13 protein-coding genes are annotated in these 17409 nt (G+C 62.4%); 9 read left to right on the forward strand and 4 right to left on the reverse strand.

Annotated elements, in window-relative coordinates; translation table 11 throughout:
• Positions 1–108: 108 nt before the first annotated feature.
• The gene (locus HMPREF2565_RS09860; protein ID WP_246818616.1) at positions 109–990 is read right to left on the reverse strand and encodes a LysR family transcriptional regulator; all 882 of its coding nucleotides are present in this window, start codon (positions 988–990) and stop codon (positions 109–111) included.
• Positions 991–1119: 129 nt separating this feature from the next.
• On the opposite strand from HMPREF2565_RS09860, the gene HMPREF2565_RS09865 reads away from it, so the two are divergent.
• The 5 genes from HMPREF2565_RS09865 (at position 1120) to HMPREF2565_RS09885 (ending at position 7520) form a co-directional block, all read left to right on the forward strand.
• Positions 1120–2805 (forward strand): thiamine pyrophosphate-dependent enzyme, encoded by a 1686-nt coding sequence (locus HMPREF2565_RS09865; protein ID WP_070545226.1) that lies wholly within the window; start codon positions 1120–1122, stop codon positions 2803–2805.
• Positions 2806–2817: 12 nt separating this feature from the next.
• Complete coding sequence (locus tag HMPREF2565_RS09870) at positions 2818–4155, forward strand: aromatic amino acid transport family protein (protein WP_070545229.1); 1338 nt, start codon at positions 2818–2820, stop codon at positions 4153–4155.
• 13 nt (positions 4156–4168) lie between these two features.
• Entirely contained in the window at positions 4169–5209 is a 1041-nt protein-coding gene (locus tag HMPREF2565_RS09875; protein WP_071407261.1) for a histidinol-phosphate transaminase, read from the forward strand.
• 151 nt (positions 5210–5360) lie between these two features.
• A complete protein-coding gene (locus HMPREF2565_RS09880) occupies positions 5361–6737 on the forward strand; it encodes an NAD-dependent succinate-semialdehyde dehydrogenase (RefSeq protein ID WP_049156035.1) in 1377 nt (458 codons plus the stop codon).
• A gap of 9 nt (positions 6738–6746) precedes the next feature.
• A complete protein-coding gene (locus HMPREF2565_RS09885; protein WP_046647723.1) occupies positions 6747–7520 on the forward strand; it encodes a nuclear transport factor 2 family protein in 774 nt (257 codons plus the stop codon).
• 224 nt (positions 7521–7744) lie between these two features.
• On the opposite strand, the gene HMPREF2565_RS09890 is transcribed toward HMPREF2565_RS09885, so the two are convergent.
• Both HMPREF2565_RS09890 and gabT (HMPREF2565_RS09895) read right to left on the reverse strand, forming a co-directional pair.
• Positions 7745–8974 carry an aromatic amino acid transport family protein gene (locus HMPREF2565_RS09890; protein ID WP_070680731.1) on the reverse strand — a complete coding sequence of 410 codons (1230 nt, stop codon included), beginning with the start codon at positions 8972–8974 and terminating at the stop codon, positions 7745–7747.
• A gap of 73 nt (positions 8975–9047) precedes the next feature.
• Complete coding sequence (gene gabT, locus HMPREF2565_RS09895) at positions 9048–10376, reverse strand: 4-aminobutyrate--2-oxoglutarate transaminase (protein ID WP_071407262.1); 1329 nt, start codon at positions 10374–10376, stop codon at positions 9048–9050.
• A gap of 117 nt (positions 10377–10493) precedes the next feature.
• Here gabT (HMPREF2565_RS09895) and HMPREF2565_RS09900 point away from each other — a divergent pair, with 117 nt between their 5' ends.
• Entirely contained in the window at positions 10494–11939 is a 1446-nt protein-coding gene (locus HMPREF2565_RS09900) for a PucR family transcriptional regulator (RefSeq protein WP_071407263.1), read from the forward strand.
• A gap of 4 nt (positions 11940–11943) precedes the next feature.
• Here the strand turns inward: HMPREF2565_RS09900 and HMPREF2565_RS09905 are convergent, their stop codons facing one another.
• Positions 11944–13416, reverse strand: a complete 1473-nt coding sequence (locus HMPREF2565_RS09905) for a helix-turn-helix domain-containing protein (protein ID WP_246819140.1) — start codon at positions 13414–13416, stop codon at positions 11944–11946.
• A gap of 166 nt (positions 13417–13582) precedes the next feature.
• On the opposite strand from HMPREF2565_RS09905, the gene gabT (HMPREF2565_RS09910) reads away from it, so the two are divergent.
• The 3 genes from gabT (HMPREF2565_RS09910) to HMPREF2565_RS09920 are packed head-to-tail and all read left to right on the forward strand — an operon-like array spanning position 13583 to position 17384.
• Positions 13583–14908 (forward strand): 4-aminobutyrate--2-oxoglutarate transaminase, encoded by a 1326-nt coding sequence (gene gabT / locus HMPREF2565_RS09910; protein WP_070701101.1) that lies wholly within the window; start codon positions 13583–13585, stop codon positions 14906–14908.
• 36 nt (positions 14909–14944) lie between these two features.
• Complete coding sequence (locus tag HMPREF2565_RS09915) at positions 14945–16393, forward strand: flavin-containing monooxygenase (RefSeq protein WP_070512309.1); 1449 nt, start codon at positions 14945–14947, stop codon at positions 16391–16393.
• A gap of 13 nt (positions 16394–16406) precedes the next feature.
• Positions 16407–17384: an alpha/beta hydrolase gene (locus HMPREF2565_RS09920; protein ID WP_070701103.1), complete on the forward strand. Its 978-nt coding sequence runs from the start codon at positions 16407–16409 to the stop codon at positions 17382–17384.
• Positions 17385–17409: the final 25 nt, after the last annotated feature.

The following is a 17409-nucleotide window of genomic DNA, read 5'->3' on the forward strand; positions in this document are numbered from 1 at the left end:
GTATAGATGCATTCACCACCTGAGCCCGCCTCAGGATCTGCCCAGAAGTTTGGCAACTGGGGCAGTTATCCACTGCGAAACGAAGCGCCCAGCACTAAGAAAACCATCTCAGCGAAGCGACCCCGCAATAAAACTACGGAAGCGCTCAGCAATCTGCGCAATTTCCTGCCCCGCGAAGTGCCCCGGGGACCACGCCGCCACCAGCGGCACACCGCCCAGAGTCCGTTCACCATCGACCACGTCGAAGCCCACCAGCCGCGCCGGCTGCAGTTCTGTCATCAAGGCCACGGCCCGGCCCGAGCGGGCCAAGGCGCTCAAGGTTGCGGTGTCATCGCACTCGACGTGCGAGCCCAAGGCGCAGCCAGCCGTGCCCACGAAGGAATCCACCACCCCACGGGACACGCTGCGACGCGAAGGCAGAGCCACCTTTTCTTGCAATAACCTTTTAACGTCCACGCTGGTCGAACCCGCGCACTCCAGCGCCAATGGGTGCGTCGGCAGCACCCAGGCGCGCACCGGAATCGTGCCCAACGCCAATGAGGCCACGTCATTGCCCGGCGGGATGGTGGCAATCACCACGTCGGCGGAGCCTTCCAGCGCGTCGAAGACGTCGTAGTGCGTAACCGGGGTCGTGGTGAGCAGTGGGATAGTCGAGCCAGCGGCCTCGATAAAGGGCGCAAGCAGAGTCGAAATCGTCGTCGGCGTAGCAGCCACGCGCAGCGCCGGGATACTGCCCGCGCGGAGTGCCTCCACCGCCTGCCCGGCGCGCGCGGATTCGGCGAGGAGGCGGCGGCACGTCGGAATGAGAGCGTGTGCCGCGTCGCTGAGCGCCAGTGCGGAACCGGCCCGCACGAAAAGCTCCAGGTCCAGCTCCTTTTCAAAGCGCCGCAGCTGCCGGCTCAGCGCCGGCTGGGTAATGCCCAGGCGCTCCGCGGCGGCAGTCACCGTGCCAGCTTCGGCGACCGCAAGGAAATATTTGGCCTTCACCATGTCCATTCCCTTACTTCTACCACTACCAATGCCTTGAGGGTATGACTTTCCAGCTTTTTCGACATTAGACAACATGACATCACCAAAGAATAATGAGACCACTACCACAACAACCCCAGGGAGGTTTCCATGTCACACGTCGGCGCCGCCATTGCCGAATCCCTCGCCGCGCACAACGTCACCCGCGCTTTCCTCGTGCCCGGCGAAAGCTTCCTGCCCGTGCTCGACGGCCTCTACGATTCCCCCGTGAAGGCCATCGTCACCCGCCACGAAGGCGGTGCCACCTACATGGCCGAAGCCCATGGCAAAGCCACCGGACAGCCCGGCGTCGCCATGGTGACGCGCGGCCCCGGCGCAGCCAACGCCTACGTGGGCATCCACACCGCCTGGCAGGATGCCACCCCGCTCGTTCTCTTCGTTGGCCTTATCCCCATCTCGGATCGTGACCGCGAGTCCTTCCAGGAGTTCGATCCCAAGGCGTGGTTCGGCACCCAGGCCAAGCAGGTCTTTGTCCTCGACGATCCGTCGCGCGCCTCCCGCGTCGTGGCCGAAGCTTTCTTCCAAGCCCAGCAGGGCCGCCCCGGCCCCGTCATCGTGGGCCTGCCGGAGGATATTCTCCACCAGGAGTTCACCGGCAGCATCCACCCACCCATCCCGGTGTCGGAAGGCGCGCTTTCCGACGATCACCTGGACCTCCTCTCCCGCGAGCTGAGCCGCGCAGAGCGACCACTCATTTTTGCCGGCGGTCCGCGCTGGACCCCGGAGGCCGCTGAAAAGATCACTCGCTTCGCCGAAGAGCACCGCATCCCGATCATTCAAGACTTCCGCGCCGCTGACCGTGTACCTTTCGACTCCCCCGCCAACGCCGGCTGGCTCGGCTATGGGCGCGACCCACGCGCGGCGCAACTTTTGGAAGCTGCCTCCCTCGTCATCGAAGTCGGTGCCGTTCTCGGTGATGTTCCTACCGACGGTTACACCTTGCGCCAGTCACCGCAGGAACGCAACATCGCCATCAACCCCGATACCAGCCTGCGAGGCCACTCGGTGGCGCTGGTAGAACACATTGTGGCGAGCCCCGTGGCCTTCGCTCACACCCTGGATCGCCTAAGCGTCGAGGGCAAGGACACACGCGGCGAGTGGTTTGATACCGCGCACGCGAACCACCTCGACTTCGCCACGCTCCCCGACCCCGCGGACTACCGCCCGGGCAAGGAGGGCACCGCCCACATGGAGGCCGTCTTCGCCGCGCTGCATGAGCAGCTGCCGACGGATTCCATCTACACCTTCGGCGCCGGCAACCACTGCATCTGGGCCCAGCAGTTCCTGCGCTCGCAGGTCTATCCCTCGCAGTTCAGCGTGCGCAACGGCTCGATGGGCTATTCCATCCCGGCCGCAGTGGCCACCAAGCTGCAGTTCCCGGAGCGCACCGTTGTCACCGTTGCCGGGGACGGCGAATACCTCATGAACGGTCAGGAGCTGGCTACCGCGCTGCAGTACGGTGCGCCTTTTCTCATCATCGTCATGTCCAACGGCGAGTTCGGAACCATCCGCGATCACCAGAAGAAGCACTTCCCCGACCGCGTTTCCGGCACGCAGCTTGTAAACCCGGATTTCGCGGCGGTTGCCCGCGGCTTCGGTGCCCACGGCGAGCTCATCACTGATGACGCCCAGGTACCGGAGGCCGTGGCCCGCGCCCTGCGCGCCATCGCCGAGGACGGCGTACCAGCGCTTCTCAACGTCATCACCGACCAGGCACATTCCCTGCCTATCCCACCCTCCGCTGTTGTGCACACCAGCGAAACGTCCACCAGCTAAAGGAGGCTCACCATGAGCACGACACATACTCCTCCAACTTCGAACGCCGTACCCGCTAGCCAGCTGAAGGAAGGCGAGCACATTGTGGGCGATGGGGTCGTCGCCAAGCAGCGCCCCGCTGCCTCCACTGCATCGTGGATCATTACGCTCTTCGGCACCGCCGTGGGTGCTGGCATCCTCTTCCTACCGCTGAATGCCGGCGGTTTCGGGTTCTGGCCGCTGGTCTTCGCCACGGTCTTCATTTTCCCGCTGGTGTACTTTTCACACCGCACCTACGCGCGGATTGTTGCGGGCGCGCCCAAAGAGGACCACGGCAAGGACATCCTCGAGTTGGTCTCCCAGTATCTGGGCAAAGGCCAAGGAATCGTCTTCGCGGTGCTGTACTGGATCACGGTCTTTTCCACCGTCCTCATCTACGGTGTCTCCATCACCAACGCGGTGGATAGCTTCATTGTCAACCAGCTGGGTGGCCCGTCGCTCGACCGGTGGCTGCTGGCCATGCTCTGCGTGGGCGTGATGACCGGCGCCTTCGCCATCGGCCGCAAGCCGATGATCTGGCTGGCCCAGGTGCTGGTCTACCCGCTGATTATCGCCCTGGCCGTCACCTCCATCTACCTCATCCCACGCTGGGACCTCCAGAGCTTCATCCATTTCGATGACGGCTCGAATGGCTACGGCGGCATCATCAAGGGCATCTTCCTCATCCTGCCGGTGCTGGTCTTCTCCTTCTCCCACATGGCGGCGCTGTCGCAGTTCGCCATCGACATGCAGCCGCAGTACGGCGAGAAGACCGAGAAGCGCGTTTCCCGCACGGAGTTCTACACCGCTATCCTGCTCGTCGTCTTCACTATGTTCTTCGTGTGGTCCTGCGTCCTCGCACTCGGCGCCGACGGCATGAATGAGGCCCTCGAGCAAAACATCCCGGTGCTCTCCTACTTCGCCAACGTCACTGGCACTCCGTTCATGGCTTACATGGCCCCCATCGTGGTCATCTGCGCCATCGTCTCCTCCTACTTCGGCCACATGCTCGGTACCGAAGAAGGCACGGAGTACCTGTTGAAGAACGCTGCGCCGAAGCTGGCGGAGAAGGTCTCGCACCGCACGCTGCTCAACATCATTTATCTCATCGCCTTCGTGTGCACCACGCTCGTGGCGATCTTTAACCCCTCCATCATTTCCATGATTTCGGTTGTCTCCGGTGTCTTCGTGGCGTTCATCGTCTACCTGGTTCCGGTGTATATGTTCAAGAAACTGGACGTGTACAAGAAATTCCGCAATGACCCGTGGAACTACTTCGTCTTCGGCATGGGCCTGCTGATTATGGCCGTGACCATCTGGGACATGATTTAGAAAGGACGTGATTATGCTTCGTAGTGATCTCTCAAGCTTCCCCGAGTACAAGGTAGGCAAGGATTTCCCCAATGCCTTGAAACTCTCCTCCAATGAGGTCCCCTTCCCGCCTGCCGAGGACATCATTGCCGCGGTTGCCGACGCCGCCCGCACCACCAACCGCTACCAGCAGCCCGGCAGCCTGGAACTCACCAATGCCTTGTGCAATTACCTAGGCGTTCCGGCGGATCACATCTTCGTCTCAGCGGGCTCCACGCCCATCCTGCAGGCCACCATCTTGGCTGCCTGCCACACCGGCGATGAGGTCATCGTGCCCTGGCGCAGCTTTGAGGCTTACCCCCTCTACGTGCGCATGGCCGGCGCGGAACCGATTCTGGTCCCGCTCACGGAGGATTACCGCGTCGATTTGGAGGCAGTCCTTGCCGCCCTGACGGAGAAGACCAAGCTCATCATCCTGTGCAACCCCAACAACCCGACGGGCACCGTCATCACGCGCGGTGAATTCCGAGCCTTCATGGACCGGGTGCCCGAGGATGTCGTGGTCCTGCTGGATGAGGCCTACTGGGAGTACAACGACGCCCCCGATACCCCAGATTCAGTCGAGGAATACCAGCGCTACCCCAATCTGCTCGGCGTGCGCACCTTCTCCAAAGCATGGGGTCTGGCCGGCATGCGCGTGGGCTACGCGGTGGCAGGACCGGAAATCATCAACGCGCTGCAGCTGCTCTCCTTGCCTTTGACGGTGACCGCCATGGCAGAAACTGCCGCTGTGGAGGTGCTCAAGCGCCACGACGAGCTTGACGACGCCGTCGAGATCACCAAAGCACAACGCGACCGCGTCTGCGCGGAGCTGGGAGCCGAGAAATCCTACGGCAACTTCGTCTGGCTGCCGCGCGCGGATGCCGCGGAGGTGGAGACGAAGATGCTTGATGAAGGCGTGGTCATCCGCCGCTACCTCGACGAAGGCGTGCGCGTGTCCATCACCGATGAAGCCGAGACCACCCAGTTCTTGGAGGCCTGGCGCCGCGCGGGCATTCAGCCTTGGCGGGGCTAGGTGGCCTCCTCCTTTCACCCCCTCAGCCCAAGTGCCCCATAAGCCCATACTGAGACAAATGACATAAAACGCAAGAACCTTGCAATAAGTCACATACAACCCCATAATGGGGCGCAACCCATACACACTTCAATCATTGGAGGATGAAGCAATGTCCGGATTTCGCGTAGAAAACCCCGCTACCGGTGAGGTTCTCGAGACTTTTGATCACGCTACTGACCAGGAGGTCCTGGCCGCTGTCGACTCCGCGCACGAGGCATTCCTCAGCTGGCGCGAGACCCCGATCGAGGAGCGCGCCAAGGTAGTCACGCGCGTTGCCGAGCTCTTCGAAGAGCGCAAGGATGAGCTCGCAGAGATCATCGCTACCGAAATGGGCAAGCCGATCTCCGAGGGCGTCGAGGAGGCTGAGTTCAGCGGCGCTATCTTTAGCTACTACGCCGACAACGGCCCCAAGTTCGCCGCCGACGAGGAAATCCCCGTCGAGATGGACGGCAAGGGCTACATTCAGCGCCGCCCCATCGGCGCTCTGCTGGGCATCATGCCGTGGAACTTCCCCTACTACCAGGTCGCGCGCTTCGCCGCCCCGAACCTGATGCTGGGCAACACCATCGTCTTGAAGCACGCCACCATCTGCCCGCGCTCCGCGCTTGCCATCCAGAAGATCATGGATGATGCCGGTGTTCCCAAGGGCGTCTACACCAACGTCTTCGCTACCCACGAGCAGGCAGAGAAGATCATCGAGCACAAGGAGCTGCGCGGTGTGTCCCTCACCGGCTCCGAACGCGCTGGTGCTGCGGTGGGCTCTCTGGCTGCGAAGAACCTCAAGAAGGCAGTACTGGAGCTCGGTGGCTCCGACCCGTACGTCATCCTCGACACCGATGACGTCAAGCAGGCAGCCAAGGACGCGTGGGAGACCCGCATGTACAACACCGGCCAGGCGTGTAACTCCAACAAGCGCCTGATCGTGATGGACGATATCTACGACGAGTTCGTCGCTGAGCTGGTCGAGCTCGCAAAGGCTATGAAGCCTGGTACCCCGCAGGAGGCTTCCGAAACCGTCTACACCCCGTTGTCTTCGCGCAGCGCGGCAGAAAACCTCAAGGATCAGATCGACCGCATCGTGGCCGCCGGCGCCACCCTGCACGTCGGCGGTGAGCTTGCGGATGAGAAGTCTTCCTACTTCAGCCCCGCGGTGCTGACCGATGTCCCGGTTGGCTCTGATGTCTACTACGAAGAACTCTTCGGCCCCGTGGCGACCGTGTTCAAGGTCAGCAGCGACGACGAGGCTCTCGAGCTGGCCAACGACACCCAGTACGGCCTGGGCGGTTGCGTCTTCTCCAAGGACGTCGAGCGCGCTGAGAAGATTGCCCAGCGCCTGGAGGTCGGCATGTCCAACGTCAACACCTACGCGGCGGAGGGCGCCGAGGTCCCCTTCGGTGGTGTGAAGAACTCCGGTTACGGCCGCGAGCTGGGCCCCTACGGCATGGATGAGTTTGTCAACAAGCGCACCTACTTCGTGGCCAACTAAGGAGATCCCATGACGTCACTAGGAAACTTCGTTCTCGAGGTCCACACCGCGCTTTTCGACGGCCACGATACCTCCGTCCTGGACAAGCACTTCGCCGACAACTTCGTGGAGCACTCTCCCCTCATCGCTAATGATGCAGAAGGTCTCAAGAAGTTTGTCACGGATCTGGGCGAGGGTCTGAAGTACACCAACGCCCGGGTGATTGCCGACGAAGCCAACGGCCTCGTCGCTTTGCATGGTCGCTTCGACGGCATCGAGGATGAGCCCTTCGTCGGTTTCGATATTTACCGCGTCGAGGGCGACAAGATTGTCGAGCACTGGGACAACCTCGTTCCCCTGGCAGAACCGAACGCAAGCGGCCGCACACAGCTCGATGGCGCTACCGAGATCGGTGATGAGAGCCTCACCGAGCAGAACCGAGAGTTCGTCATCGAGTTCTTCACCCGCTCGCTCATCGGCGCTGATTACTCCGGCTTCATCGACAACACCCGTGATGATCAGTTTGCCCAGCACTCCCCTGATATCGCCGATGGCGCTCAGAACTGTGTCGATTTCCTCACCAAGCTGCAGGAGGATGGCGAAGGTCTAGAGTATGAGCGCATCCACCGCACGGTTGCACAAGGACAGTTCGTTCTGACCCATTCCGAAGGCAGCATCGCTGGTGCGCGCCATTCCTATTGCGAACTGTGGCGCGTCGAGGACGGCAAGCTCGTCGAAATGTGGGATGCCATTTCTGAGGTCCCCTCCGATGACGAGGCGCTTCATAAGCACGGCATCTTCTAGGCCATAACCCAGGTTGCAAACCTAGGCCGCACGCCGAAAGGCTGGGCCGCTCCTTGATACGGGGAGCAGCCCAGCCTTTTCGTGTTTTCGGCGCGATCTGGAACCAGGTCCGGGCCGAAACTGCCCGTTCTGCCAAAACCCTCGCTCCTGACTCAAGATCTGGCCCGAACTTTGGCAACTAGGCGAGTTCGTCGCGTCTAAAAGTGCCGCATCTAAAGCTGGCTCTAAGCCCAGCCTGCCGGCACCAACCCGAGGATGGAAATGATCGAGTAGATGAAGGCCAAGACATAAACCACGATGATGGTTCCTTGGATTACCGGGTGAGCGAGTCCGCCCACGTTCCAGCCCGGGTCGCGGTCGCCCTTCTTACGGGAGGCGTGCAGCAGCATCACCGGGATGACGGACATGATGGCGCCTGCGAAGCCACCGGCATAGGACAATGCCGCAACGAAACCGCCGAGGCCAGCAATGGAAATCACCAATGGCGGAACAACCGTCAGCGCCACTGCCACGATGCGCTGTCCCTTCACGCCTTCCCAGTGGAAGATGTCGAGGACGTTGCGCATGGTGGTAAAACCAATCGCCAAGAACGACGTCAGCATGGCCGCCAGCGCAAAGATATTGGCCAAGTAGTAGGCCACCGGACCCAGTGCCTCACCCCAGGCAATGGTCACCACCTCGGTGACCTCCATGCCAAGCAGACCAAGGGCGGCAAAAGGAACCAACGCCAAGGTAAAGCCCGTCACCACCATGCCGAGCACAATTGCCCGCGCGGTCTGCTGTGGCTTGGCTGGGTCCATGCCCTGCACCAGTTCCGGAACCACGTACTGTGCCAGGAAGGAGAACACCGCGAGGTTCAGAATCGGGACAATGAAGAAGGGATGAAGAACCAGCAGGTTCTCAGCCTTGATACCCGGTCCCAGGATTGTCCATCCACACAGCACCGCGATAATGATCGCCATACCGGCAGTGATGGCCCCCTCAGTGGCACCAGTGGTGTGCAGACCGCGGTACATCACCCATGAGCCAAACCCAAAGAAGATTAACGTGCCCAGAAGCGGCGGCAACCCGAAGATGTTGTTGATCAAGTCACCCGAACCAGCAGCATAGGCAATCAGCGCACCGATGCCGTTGACGATGATGGCCACGAAAACCAACCAGCGGCCCCACTGCCCTAGGTAATGCTCCGCCAATCCGGAAACCTGCAGCGGCGCCTTGGTGCGCATGGCTGTCTCCGCCACGTACAGCATGGAAATGGTCGTGAGGGTGCCTGCTATCAGCAAAGCGATAACGAGTGCGAGGAACCCTCCGTTGCGGGCAGCATAAGGAATAGAGAGGACACCAGCACCGATGTTGGTGCCGAAGATGAGGGCGATGCCCTGCACGAAGGACAGCGCGGGTTTGAACTCCGCCGTGGACTCATCCTTCTGCGGCACAGAAATGTTGTTGGACAAAGACTTCTCCGATAACTAAGGACTAATAAAACAGGAGCTCACCCGGAAAGAACCGGGTGAGCGAAAGAGTGAACTACTTGTACTCGTTGAACTGCTTGACGACGACCTGCAGCGCCTCACGCCACAGGTCTTCCGGGATAGCCAGGGAGGGCAGGAAGCGGATGACGTTGTGGTCGAGGCCGCAGGTGAGCATGAGCACGCCCTCGGCCTTGGCGGCGTCGACAATCTTGTGCACCAGCTCAGCATCCGGCTCACCCTCAGCGGTGACGAATTCGAGGGCGAGCATGGCGCCGCGGCCGCGGAACTCTGCTACGCGCTCATCGCCCAGGATGGGTTCCAGCTCCTCACGGGCAATCTTCTCCAGGTTCTGGGCACGTGCACCGAAGTCCTTCTCCTCGAATTCCTTGAAGGTTGCCAGCGCAGCAGCACAAGCCACCGGGTTACCCGTGTAGGTACCGCCCAGGCCCCCCGGCTGCGGAGCATCCATGATTTCTGCACGGCCGGTCACTGCGGACAGCGGCATGCCGGAGGCAATGCCCTTCGCGATGGTCACCATGTCCGGAACGATGCCCTCATGATCGGAGGCGAACCAGGTACCGGTGCGCATCATGCCTGCCTGGATCTCGTCGACGATGAAGACCACGTCGTTGTCGTTGCACCACTTCTGGATTGCTGCGAGGTAGCCCTCCGCCGGAACGACGAAGCCGCCCTCGCCCTGGATCGGCTCAGCGACAACGCAGGCCAGGTTGGCTGCGCCGACTTCCTGCTCAATCATGGTGATGGTCTTCTTGGCAGCTTCGGCGCCGCTCAGGCCGTCACGCAGCGGGTAGGACATCGGTGCACGGTAAATCTCCGGTGCGAAGGGACCGAAGCCATTCTTGTAGGGCGACTGCTTGGCGGTCATCGCCATGGTCAGGTTGGTGCGTCCATGGAAGGCGCGGTCCATGACGACAACGCCGCGCTTGCCGGTGTAGTTACGGGCAATCTTCACGGCATTCTCGACGGCCTCCGCACCGGAGTTGAACAGCGCGGTCTTCTTCGGGTGATCGCCCGGGGTGACCTCGTTGAGCTTTTCTGCCACGGCCACGTAGGACTCGTACGGGGAAATGGTGAAGGAGGTGTGGGTGAAGTGTGCAACAGCTTCCTGCACCGCAGCCACGACGGCCGGGTTCGAGGCACCAGCGGAAGTCACGGCGATGCCGGAAGCGAGATCGATGAAGCGGTTGCCGTCGGCGTCGGCAAGAATGCCGCCATCGGCATCCACCACGTAGCCCGGAAGCGAGGGCGCCATACCCGCGGGGAGGGCATTCTTACGACGCTCATCCAAGGCGGCACTCTTCGGGCCCGGGACCTGCTGGCCCAGGTGGCGGGACTGCTCAATGTGGTACTGAAGTTCCTGCATGGTCTTCCTTTTGTGTTCGGATGAATAGGATGCCACTTAGTGTGGCCCCTACCACCCTGACACCACTATGGACAGGGTGTATAAATTTTCTGCCCACAGCTGTGTACTCTGTCCACCATGCGTGAGATTTCCTTCCGCTGGCTTCTCAACCAGCGCTCATTGAACCTGCGAAGCATCGTCGCCGGCAGCGCTTCATTCAGCACCATCCACGCCTCCGAGCTCGCAGACCCCACCGAGTTCACCTCCCCCGGCGCGCTCATGCTCACTCTGGGGCTCGTTTTCCGCGACGACCCGGAAGGCTTCGAGCACTATGCCGCTGCTCTCGCCGCAGCCGGGGTACACGGCATTGGTTTCGGTACCGGACTCGCCTTCGCCGAGGTACCACCCGTACTGACCCGTGCTTGTTCCCAGCACCACCTCACCCTTTTTGAGATTCCGCGCGCCACCCGCTTCGTGTCCATCACTACTGCGGTAGCCCAGGAACAGGCCCGCCTCGAAAACAATGCGCACTTCACCTTCCACCGCCAACAAGAGCGCCTCAATCACGCAGCTGTGTCGGGCATCCAAGCGCTCATCGATGAGGCGAGCAATCAACTCAGCGCCGCTGTAGCGGTAGCTAGTTCCTCCGGAGCGGTGCTCAGCCAGAGAGATGCGGAGCAGCTCAGCGCAGCCAGCGCCGCGGTGGAGGCCGCGGAGCAGACGGGGCGGGGCACGGGGACGTCGACAAGCACAGGTGCCACCATCACCAGCACCTTCGGCTCCGCGGGCCGGCGTTGGGCCGTCGCCGCCAGGCGCACGGAGAAGTTCGATTCTTATTCGCGCGCGCTCATCCGGCATCTTTCGGGTCTAGCCAGCCTGCTGCTTGATCACCCCGATGGCAATAACCACGCTATTCTCGGGGCGCTAGCGCTTGATGCCCAGCTCGCCGGCGTTGACTCCCCCGCCCTGCACGCGGCCTTTCACTTGATTGATAGCCACGATCTCGTGGATGTTCTCTATGTCACGGCTTCGACCCCGTCGCGCCTCGCGCGCACAGTGAGTGAGATCGGCAAGACCGAGCCGCACAGCTTCGTCCGCCCGGAACAGGATTCTGCACTTCTCATGCTTCCTCCGGGAACCGCAACCTCACACCTGTTCAAGAAACAGTCGCGCTACCTTCGCGTCTCCGCCCTTCGGGGTGTTGCGTGGCAGGAGCTGAACCCAGCACTGCTGTCTTCTCTTCAAAGCCATGCGCGCAGCCTGCCCCTTGGCACCGTAGCAGCCTTTGATTCTGCTGCGCCTACCTGGCTGGCGGAACCCGGCGTCTCGGAGGCCCTCGGCGCCCGGCGCGCGGCCACGGTCAGCCGCTTGGCCGCCCACGACGTGCAGCGCAACACCGAGCTGCTCGCTACCTTGCGCGCCTTCCTCGTGGGCAACGCCAACTTGGCCACCGCTGCGGCGGAGCTGGGCGTTCACCGCCACACGGTGCGCGCCCGGCTAGACAAGGTAGAAAACCTCTGCGGGGTGGACCTGAGCAATCCCGTCACCCGTGCGGAACTCCTCTTACTCAGCATCGACTCTTAGGGCTTCAGTCCGTAACACTCACTCCGAGAATCAGTAGCTCCGCCGCCACGAGCGGGTCCTTGAGGTCCACCTCGAGGAGATCCTCCAAGTCCGCGATGCGCTTGCGCACGGTGTGCCGGTGTGATTGAAGCTCCTCAGCGGTTCGGCTCACGTGCCCGCCCGCACGCAGGTAGACCTCCAGGGTTTCCGCCAACTCGGTGCCGTGCTCCGCGTCGTGAGCGCGCACCTTGCCCCAGGTTTCTTCGGCCCGGTTGTGCACCGCGCCCTTGACCCTGGGATCCCTAGTCCAGCTCAACGTCCGCGATTCTGGCCCCGCCAACATCCCGGGCTGAAGCCCGAAAGCGAAGGACTCTAGTTCGCGGACAATGCCCACGCCCAGCTCGGCCCACGGCATGGGCTGGCCCACGACGATGCGCTTGCTACCGCGGATATCGCGCAACAAGTCCTGCAGGTTCTTCATTGTGCGGCTTCCTCTGAAAAGCAGGAGGCTAGAGGATTTATCCAGCGTGTATTCGAAAAGCAAGCGCCCGTGATCCTGCAGGCGGGCGTCCAAGGCGTGGAGGAAGCGCTGGTGGGCGCGCTCGCCCTCCGATTTCACCAAGACCGGACGCACGCGGCCCTGCGCATCACCCACGAGCCGGAAGATGCGGCGCATGGGATCCTCCGGCTGGTCCATACCCAACTGAATGGCCATCGCCATGGAGTTGAGTTCGTTTTGGGTGCGCCGTAATTCCTGCGGGCGCTTCACGGTAAGCTCCGCCAGGCCGGCGGCCTGCTTGAGCAGCGCGCGCTCGTTCACACCGAAACTCTCACGCGCCACCGCCAGCAGCCCGAAGGAGCGCGCACCGTGATCGGCCAAGCGCTGGGCCAAGACATTCCACCCGCCCACGCGGCGCGCGGCATAGAAATTCTGGGCGCGGGTATCCGTGATTACCGGGCCCCACTCCACCGGCGGGAGCCCGGGGTGGCTCGACTGCGCGAAAACCCGCCCATCCTTATCCACTAGGCAGGTATGCGCGCCCAGCAGGCGGCTGGTTTTATCCACGAGGGCGTCGAGGCCGGACACGGCGGCGTCGTTGAGCGCGCCCTGCTGAGCAATGAAGAGCTCCAAGCCTTCCTCCCGCTGGCGCTGCAACTCGTCGTGCAAACGCGCGAGCACCGAGACGAAAGGCACGCGCCGCGCCACCGTGAAGAGTGAAATATCGCAGCCCCGGGCGGCCTCCACCATGCCGGGTGGGACCTCAGCGAAGGCTAAACCAACGCCGAAGCCCACCCCCGTCACTCCCCCCTCTGCCACCCTGCGAACGTACTCCACTAGCTGATCGGGTTGCCCCTCAAAGGCCATACCAGTGAGCAGGATGACGGCCCCCGAGCCCACAAACTCGCGGGGATCGCGCAGTTCACAGGGGTGCATAACGGAAAACGGCCGCCCACAATCGTGCAGCACGTCAATCCCCAGATCGGGTTGGCTAGCCAACCATCTGAGAGAAACGTTTCCCTCTTCCAGCCCGGCAGCTACCCCCTTATCCAATGTGGACAATTTCTCACCATTCTTTCACCAGATTGTCTATGGCCCTTCGGAAGTCTAGCCGCCAGAATGACCCACGTCATAAAAAAATTCCGAGTATTAAGGAGCAGACAGCATGCAGGATCTCAAGCACCGCCTCCCCCAGGAGCGGAATGTCTCCACCGCAATCCCTGGCCCCCACAGCCAGGAGCTGAATGCCACCCGTGAAGCAGACGTCGCCGCTGGCGTCATCCCGGGCTACCCCTCCTACATCACCGACGGTGACGGTGGCGTGCTTGTCGACGTCGACGGCAACACCATCGTCGACTTCGCATCCGGCATCGCCGTGACCTCCGTCGGCGCTTCCAACCAGCGCGTTGCCAAGGCCGTCGCCGAGGCCGCCAGCCACCTCACCCACACCTGCTTCCTCAACGCTCCGTACCAGGGCTTCATTGATGTCTGCAAGAAGCTCAACGAGCTGACCCCGGGCACCCACGAGAAGAAGACCTGCCTCTTCTCCACCGGTGCTGAGGCAGTGGAGAACGCCATCAAAATCGCTCGCCGCTACACCGGCAAGAACCGCGTCGTGGTCTTCGACGGCGCCTTCCACGGCCGCACCAACCTCACCATGACCATGACCGCCAAGAACAAGCCCTACAAGCAGGGCTTTGGCACCCTGGCCGCTGATATCTACCGCGCGCCGATGTCCTACCCGCTGCGCGACGGCCTCGACGGCAAGCAGGCTGCAGCGCGCACCCTGCGCTACATCGAGCAGTACGTCGGCACCGAGGAGCTGGCTGCCGTCATCATCGAGCCGGTGCAGGGCGAGGGCGGCTTCGTCGAGCCGGCCAAGGGCTTCCTCCCGGCACTGCAGGAATGGTGCACCGACAACGGCGTCGTCTTCATCGCCGATGAGATCCAGGCCGGCATCTGCCGCACTGGTTCCTGGTTCGCCTGCGATGACGAGGGCATCATCCCGGACCTCATCACCACCGCCAAGGGCGTGGGCGGCGGCATGCCGCTGTCCGCCGTGACCGGTCGTGCAGAAATCATGGATGCCCCGGACCCGGGCTCCCTGGGTGGCACCTACGCCGGTAACCCGGTGGCCTGTGCTGCTTCCCTGGCAGCCTTCGAGGAGATGGAGGAGCTGGATCTGGCTTCCCGCGCCCGCGAGATCGAGGCCATCATCCGCGAAGAGCTGGAGCCGCTGCTTGAGCTCACCACCGTCGCCGAGGTCCGTGGCCGCGGCGCCATGATCGCCATCGAGCTGGTCGACGACAACAACCAGCCGAACGCTGACCTCACCGCCAAGGTGGCCAAGACCTGCCGCGAGCAGGGCGTGCTCATCCTCACCTGCGGCCTGGACGGCAACGTCATCCGCCTCCTGCCGCCGCTGGTCATCAACGAGTCCACCCTGCGCGACGGCCTCCAGGTCCTGGCCGAAGCCATCCGCGCAAACTAACCCGAACCACCACCGACTTAAAGGAGACACACCACCATGAAGATCTACGATTGCATCATCCTCGGCACCGGCTACGGCGGACTGGGCATGGGCGCCCAGCTGGTCCGCGACGAGCAGAAGGACTTCCTCATTCTCGAGGCTGCCGATGAGGTCGGCGGAGTCTGGCGCGACAACACCTACCCGGGTGCTGCTTGCGATACCCAGGCTCTCATCTACTGCTACTCCTACTTCCTCAACCTCGGCGTCTCCCGCATGTTCGCCGGCCAGGACGAGATGCAGGGCTACCTCAAGGCTCTCGCCGAGGAATTCAACCTCTACGATCACATCAAGTTCAACCACCGCATCACCCGCGCCGAGTGGAAGGAAGACCTCAAGGCATGGGAGATCGAGGCCAACGGCGAGACCTACTACGGCCGCGTCTTCGTCGGCGCGTGGGGCCAGCTCTCCAAGCCGAAGATCCCGAACTTCCCGAACCGCGAGGCTTTCCAGGGCGTGCAGTTCCACTCCGCTGAGTGGAACCACGACGTCGACCTGGCCGGCAAGAAGGTTGCCGTCATCGGCAATGCAGCTTCTGCAGTTCAGCTGGTTCCGGAGGTCGCCGAGGTTGCGGAGAAGCTCTCCGTGTTCCAGCGCTCCGCTAACTACATCCTGCCGCGCAACCAGGTCATCTTCACCGAGGAAGAGCTCAAGGAGTTCAAGGAGAACCCGGATTCCTACCGCGCCATCCGCCAGGAGATCCACGAGGTTCGCGAGGAAGGATTCGACCGCACCCGCAAGGGCACCGATTCCGCTGCCGAGGGTGTTGAGCAGGCCATGGAGCACCTGCGCTCCCAGGTCAACGACCCGGAGCTGGTTGAGAAGCTCACCCCGAACTTCGCCTTCGGCTGCAAGCGCATCCTGCGCTCCGATAACTTCTACCCCACCTTCAACCGTGACAACGTAGAGCTCATCACCGCTGGCATCGAGAAGTTCACCGAGACCGGCATCCGCACCGATGACGGAGCCGAGCACGACTTTGACGTGGTCATCTACGCCACCGGCTTCCACTCCCAGGAGTTCCAGGGTGATTTGCCGATTGCTGGCCGCGATGGCGTCGACCTGCGCGAACGCTGGGGTAACTCCCCGGAGGCTTACCTGGGCATGACCGTGGACGGCTTCCCGAACTTCTTCATGCTCTATGGCCCGAACACCAACCTCAACCACCACTCCGTGGTGGCCATGCTCGAGGCACAGGACCGCTACATCTCCCAGGCCGTTGCTTACCTGCGCGAGAACCCGGAGGCAGCCCTCGACGTGAAGAAGAACGTCATCGACGAGTTCAACACCCGCATCCAGAAGGAACTCGAGGAATCTGCGTTCTCCGCTGACTGCTCCTCCTGGTACAAGAACGAAGAAGGCCGCGTCATCAACAACTGGTCCGGCAACGTTGCTGAGTACTACGAGCTGACCGACAAGCTCGAGCTCAATGACTACGAGCTGGTCTAGGAGGTAGTTCACAATGCACACTCTGCACGACGAATTTTCCGGGCGTCCCGTCACTGAGGATGCGTGGAAGGCGCTGAAACCTTTCCGCGATGGTGGGGCGAAGTCCTTCCATAACTTCCCCATCCCGCAGGTGCGTGAGAACTACGTAGCCTCGGCCCACGCCAACCCGCTCCACGAGGAGAAGGAACCCGCGACCACGGATTTCCAGGTCGAGGACTTCCAGGTTCGCCTCTACGACCCCCGCCCGGAGGCGGAGCGCGGCCAGGAGACCCCAGCGGTGCTCTACATGCACGGCGGCGGCTGGCTCATGGGCAACCTAGAGACCCACCACTCCTCGGTACGCCGTATCGCGGTGCTGACTGGTCTCCCGGTCGTTGCGGTGGACTATCGCCTTGCCCCGGAGCACACCTACCCGGCTGCTATCGACGATTGCCGCGCTGCCTACCGCTGGTTGTCCGACTCCTCGGCTGAGCATGGCCTGACCGTGACCTCCATCGCGGTGGCTGGCGACTCGGCCGGTGGCCAGCTCGCCGCCGTGATGGCGAACGAGTTCGTGGGTGAGGAGGGCGTCGCCAAGCTCAGCTCCCAGATCCTGCTCTACCCGATCACGGATTGCTCCCGCGAGCGAACCGAGAACGGTGCCTCCTACAAGCGCCTGGAAGAGGGCTTCCCGCTGGCCTCTGACACCATGCGCTGGTTCATCGATACCTTCGTTACGGAGGAATCGCAGCGCACGGCGAAGGATCTCTCCCCGCTGCTGCACGAGCTGCCGGAGGGCCTGCCCCCGTCACTCGTTATCACGGTGGATAACGATCCGCTGGCGGACGAGGGCATCGAGTATGCCGGGAAGCTGGCCAAGGCAGGCGTCGACGTCACGCACAAGCACCTTCTGGGCTACCACCACGGGCTGTTTACCTCTGCTGCGGTCATTGACCGCGGCGAGGAGGAGCTCGCTGGTATCGCCGAGTTCATCAAGGCGGCAGCGAACTAAAAGCTTCCGCTCCATCACGCACGGG

It is taken from the genome of Corynebacterium sp. HMSC072A04 (genome assembly GCF_001809235.1).
In the GTDB taxonomy this organism is placed as follows: Bacteria; Actinomycetota; Actinomycetes; order Mycobacteriales; family Mycobacteriaceae; genus Corynebacterium; species Corynebacterium hiratae.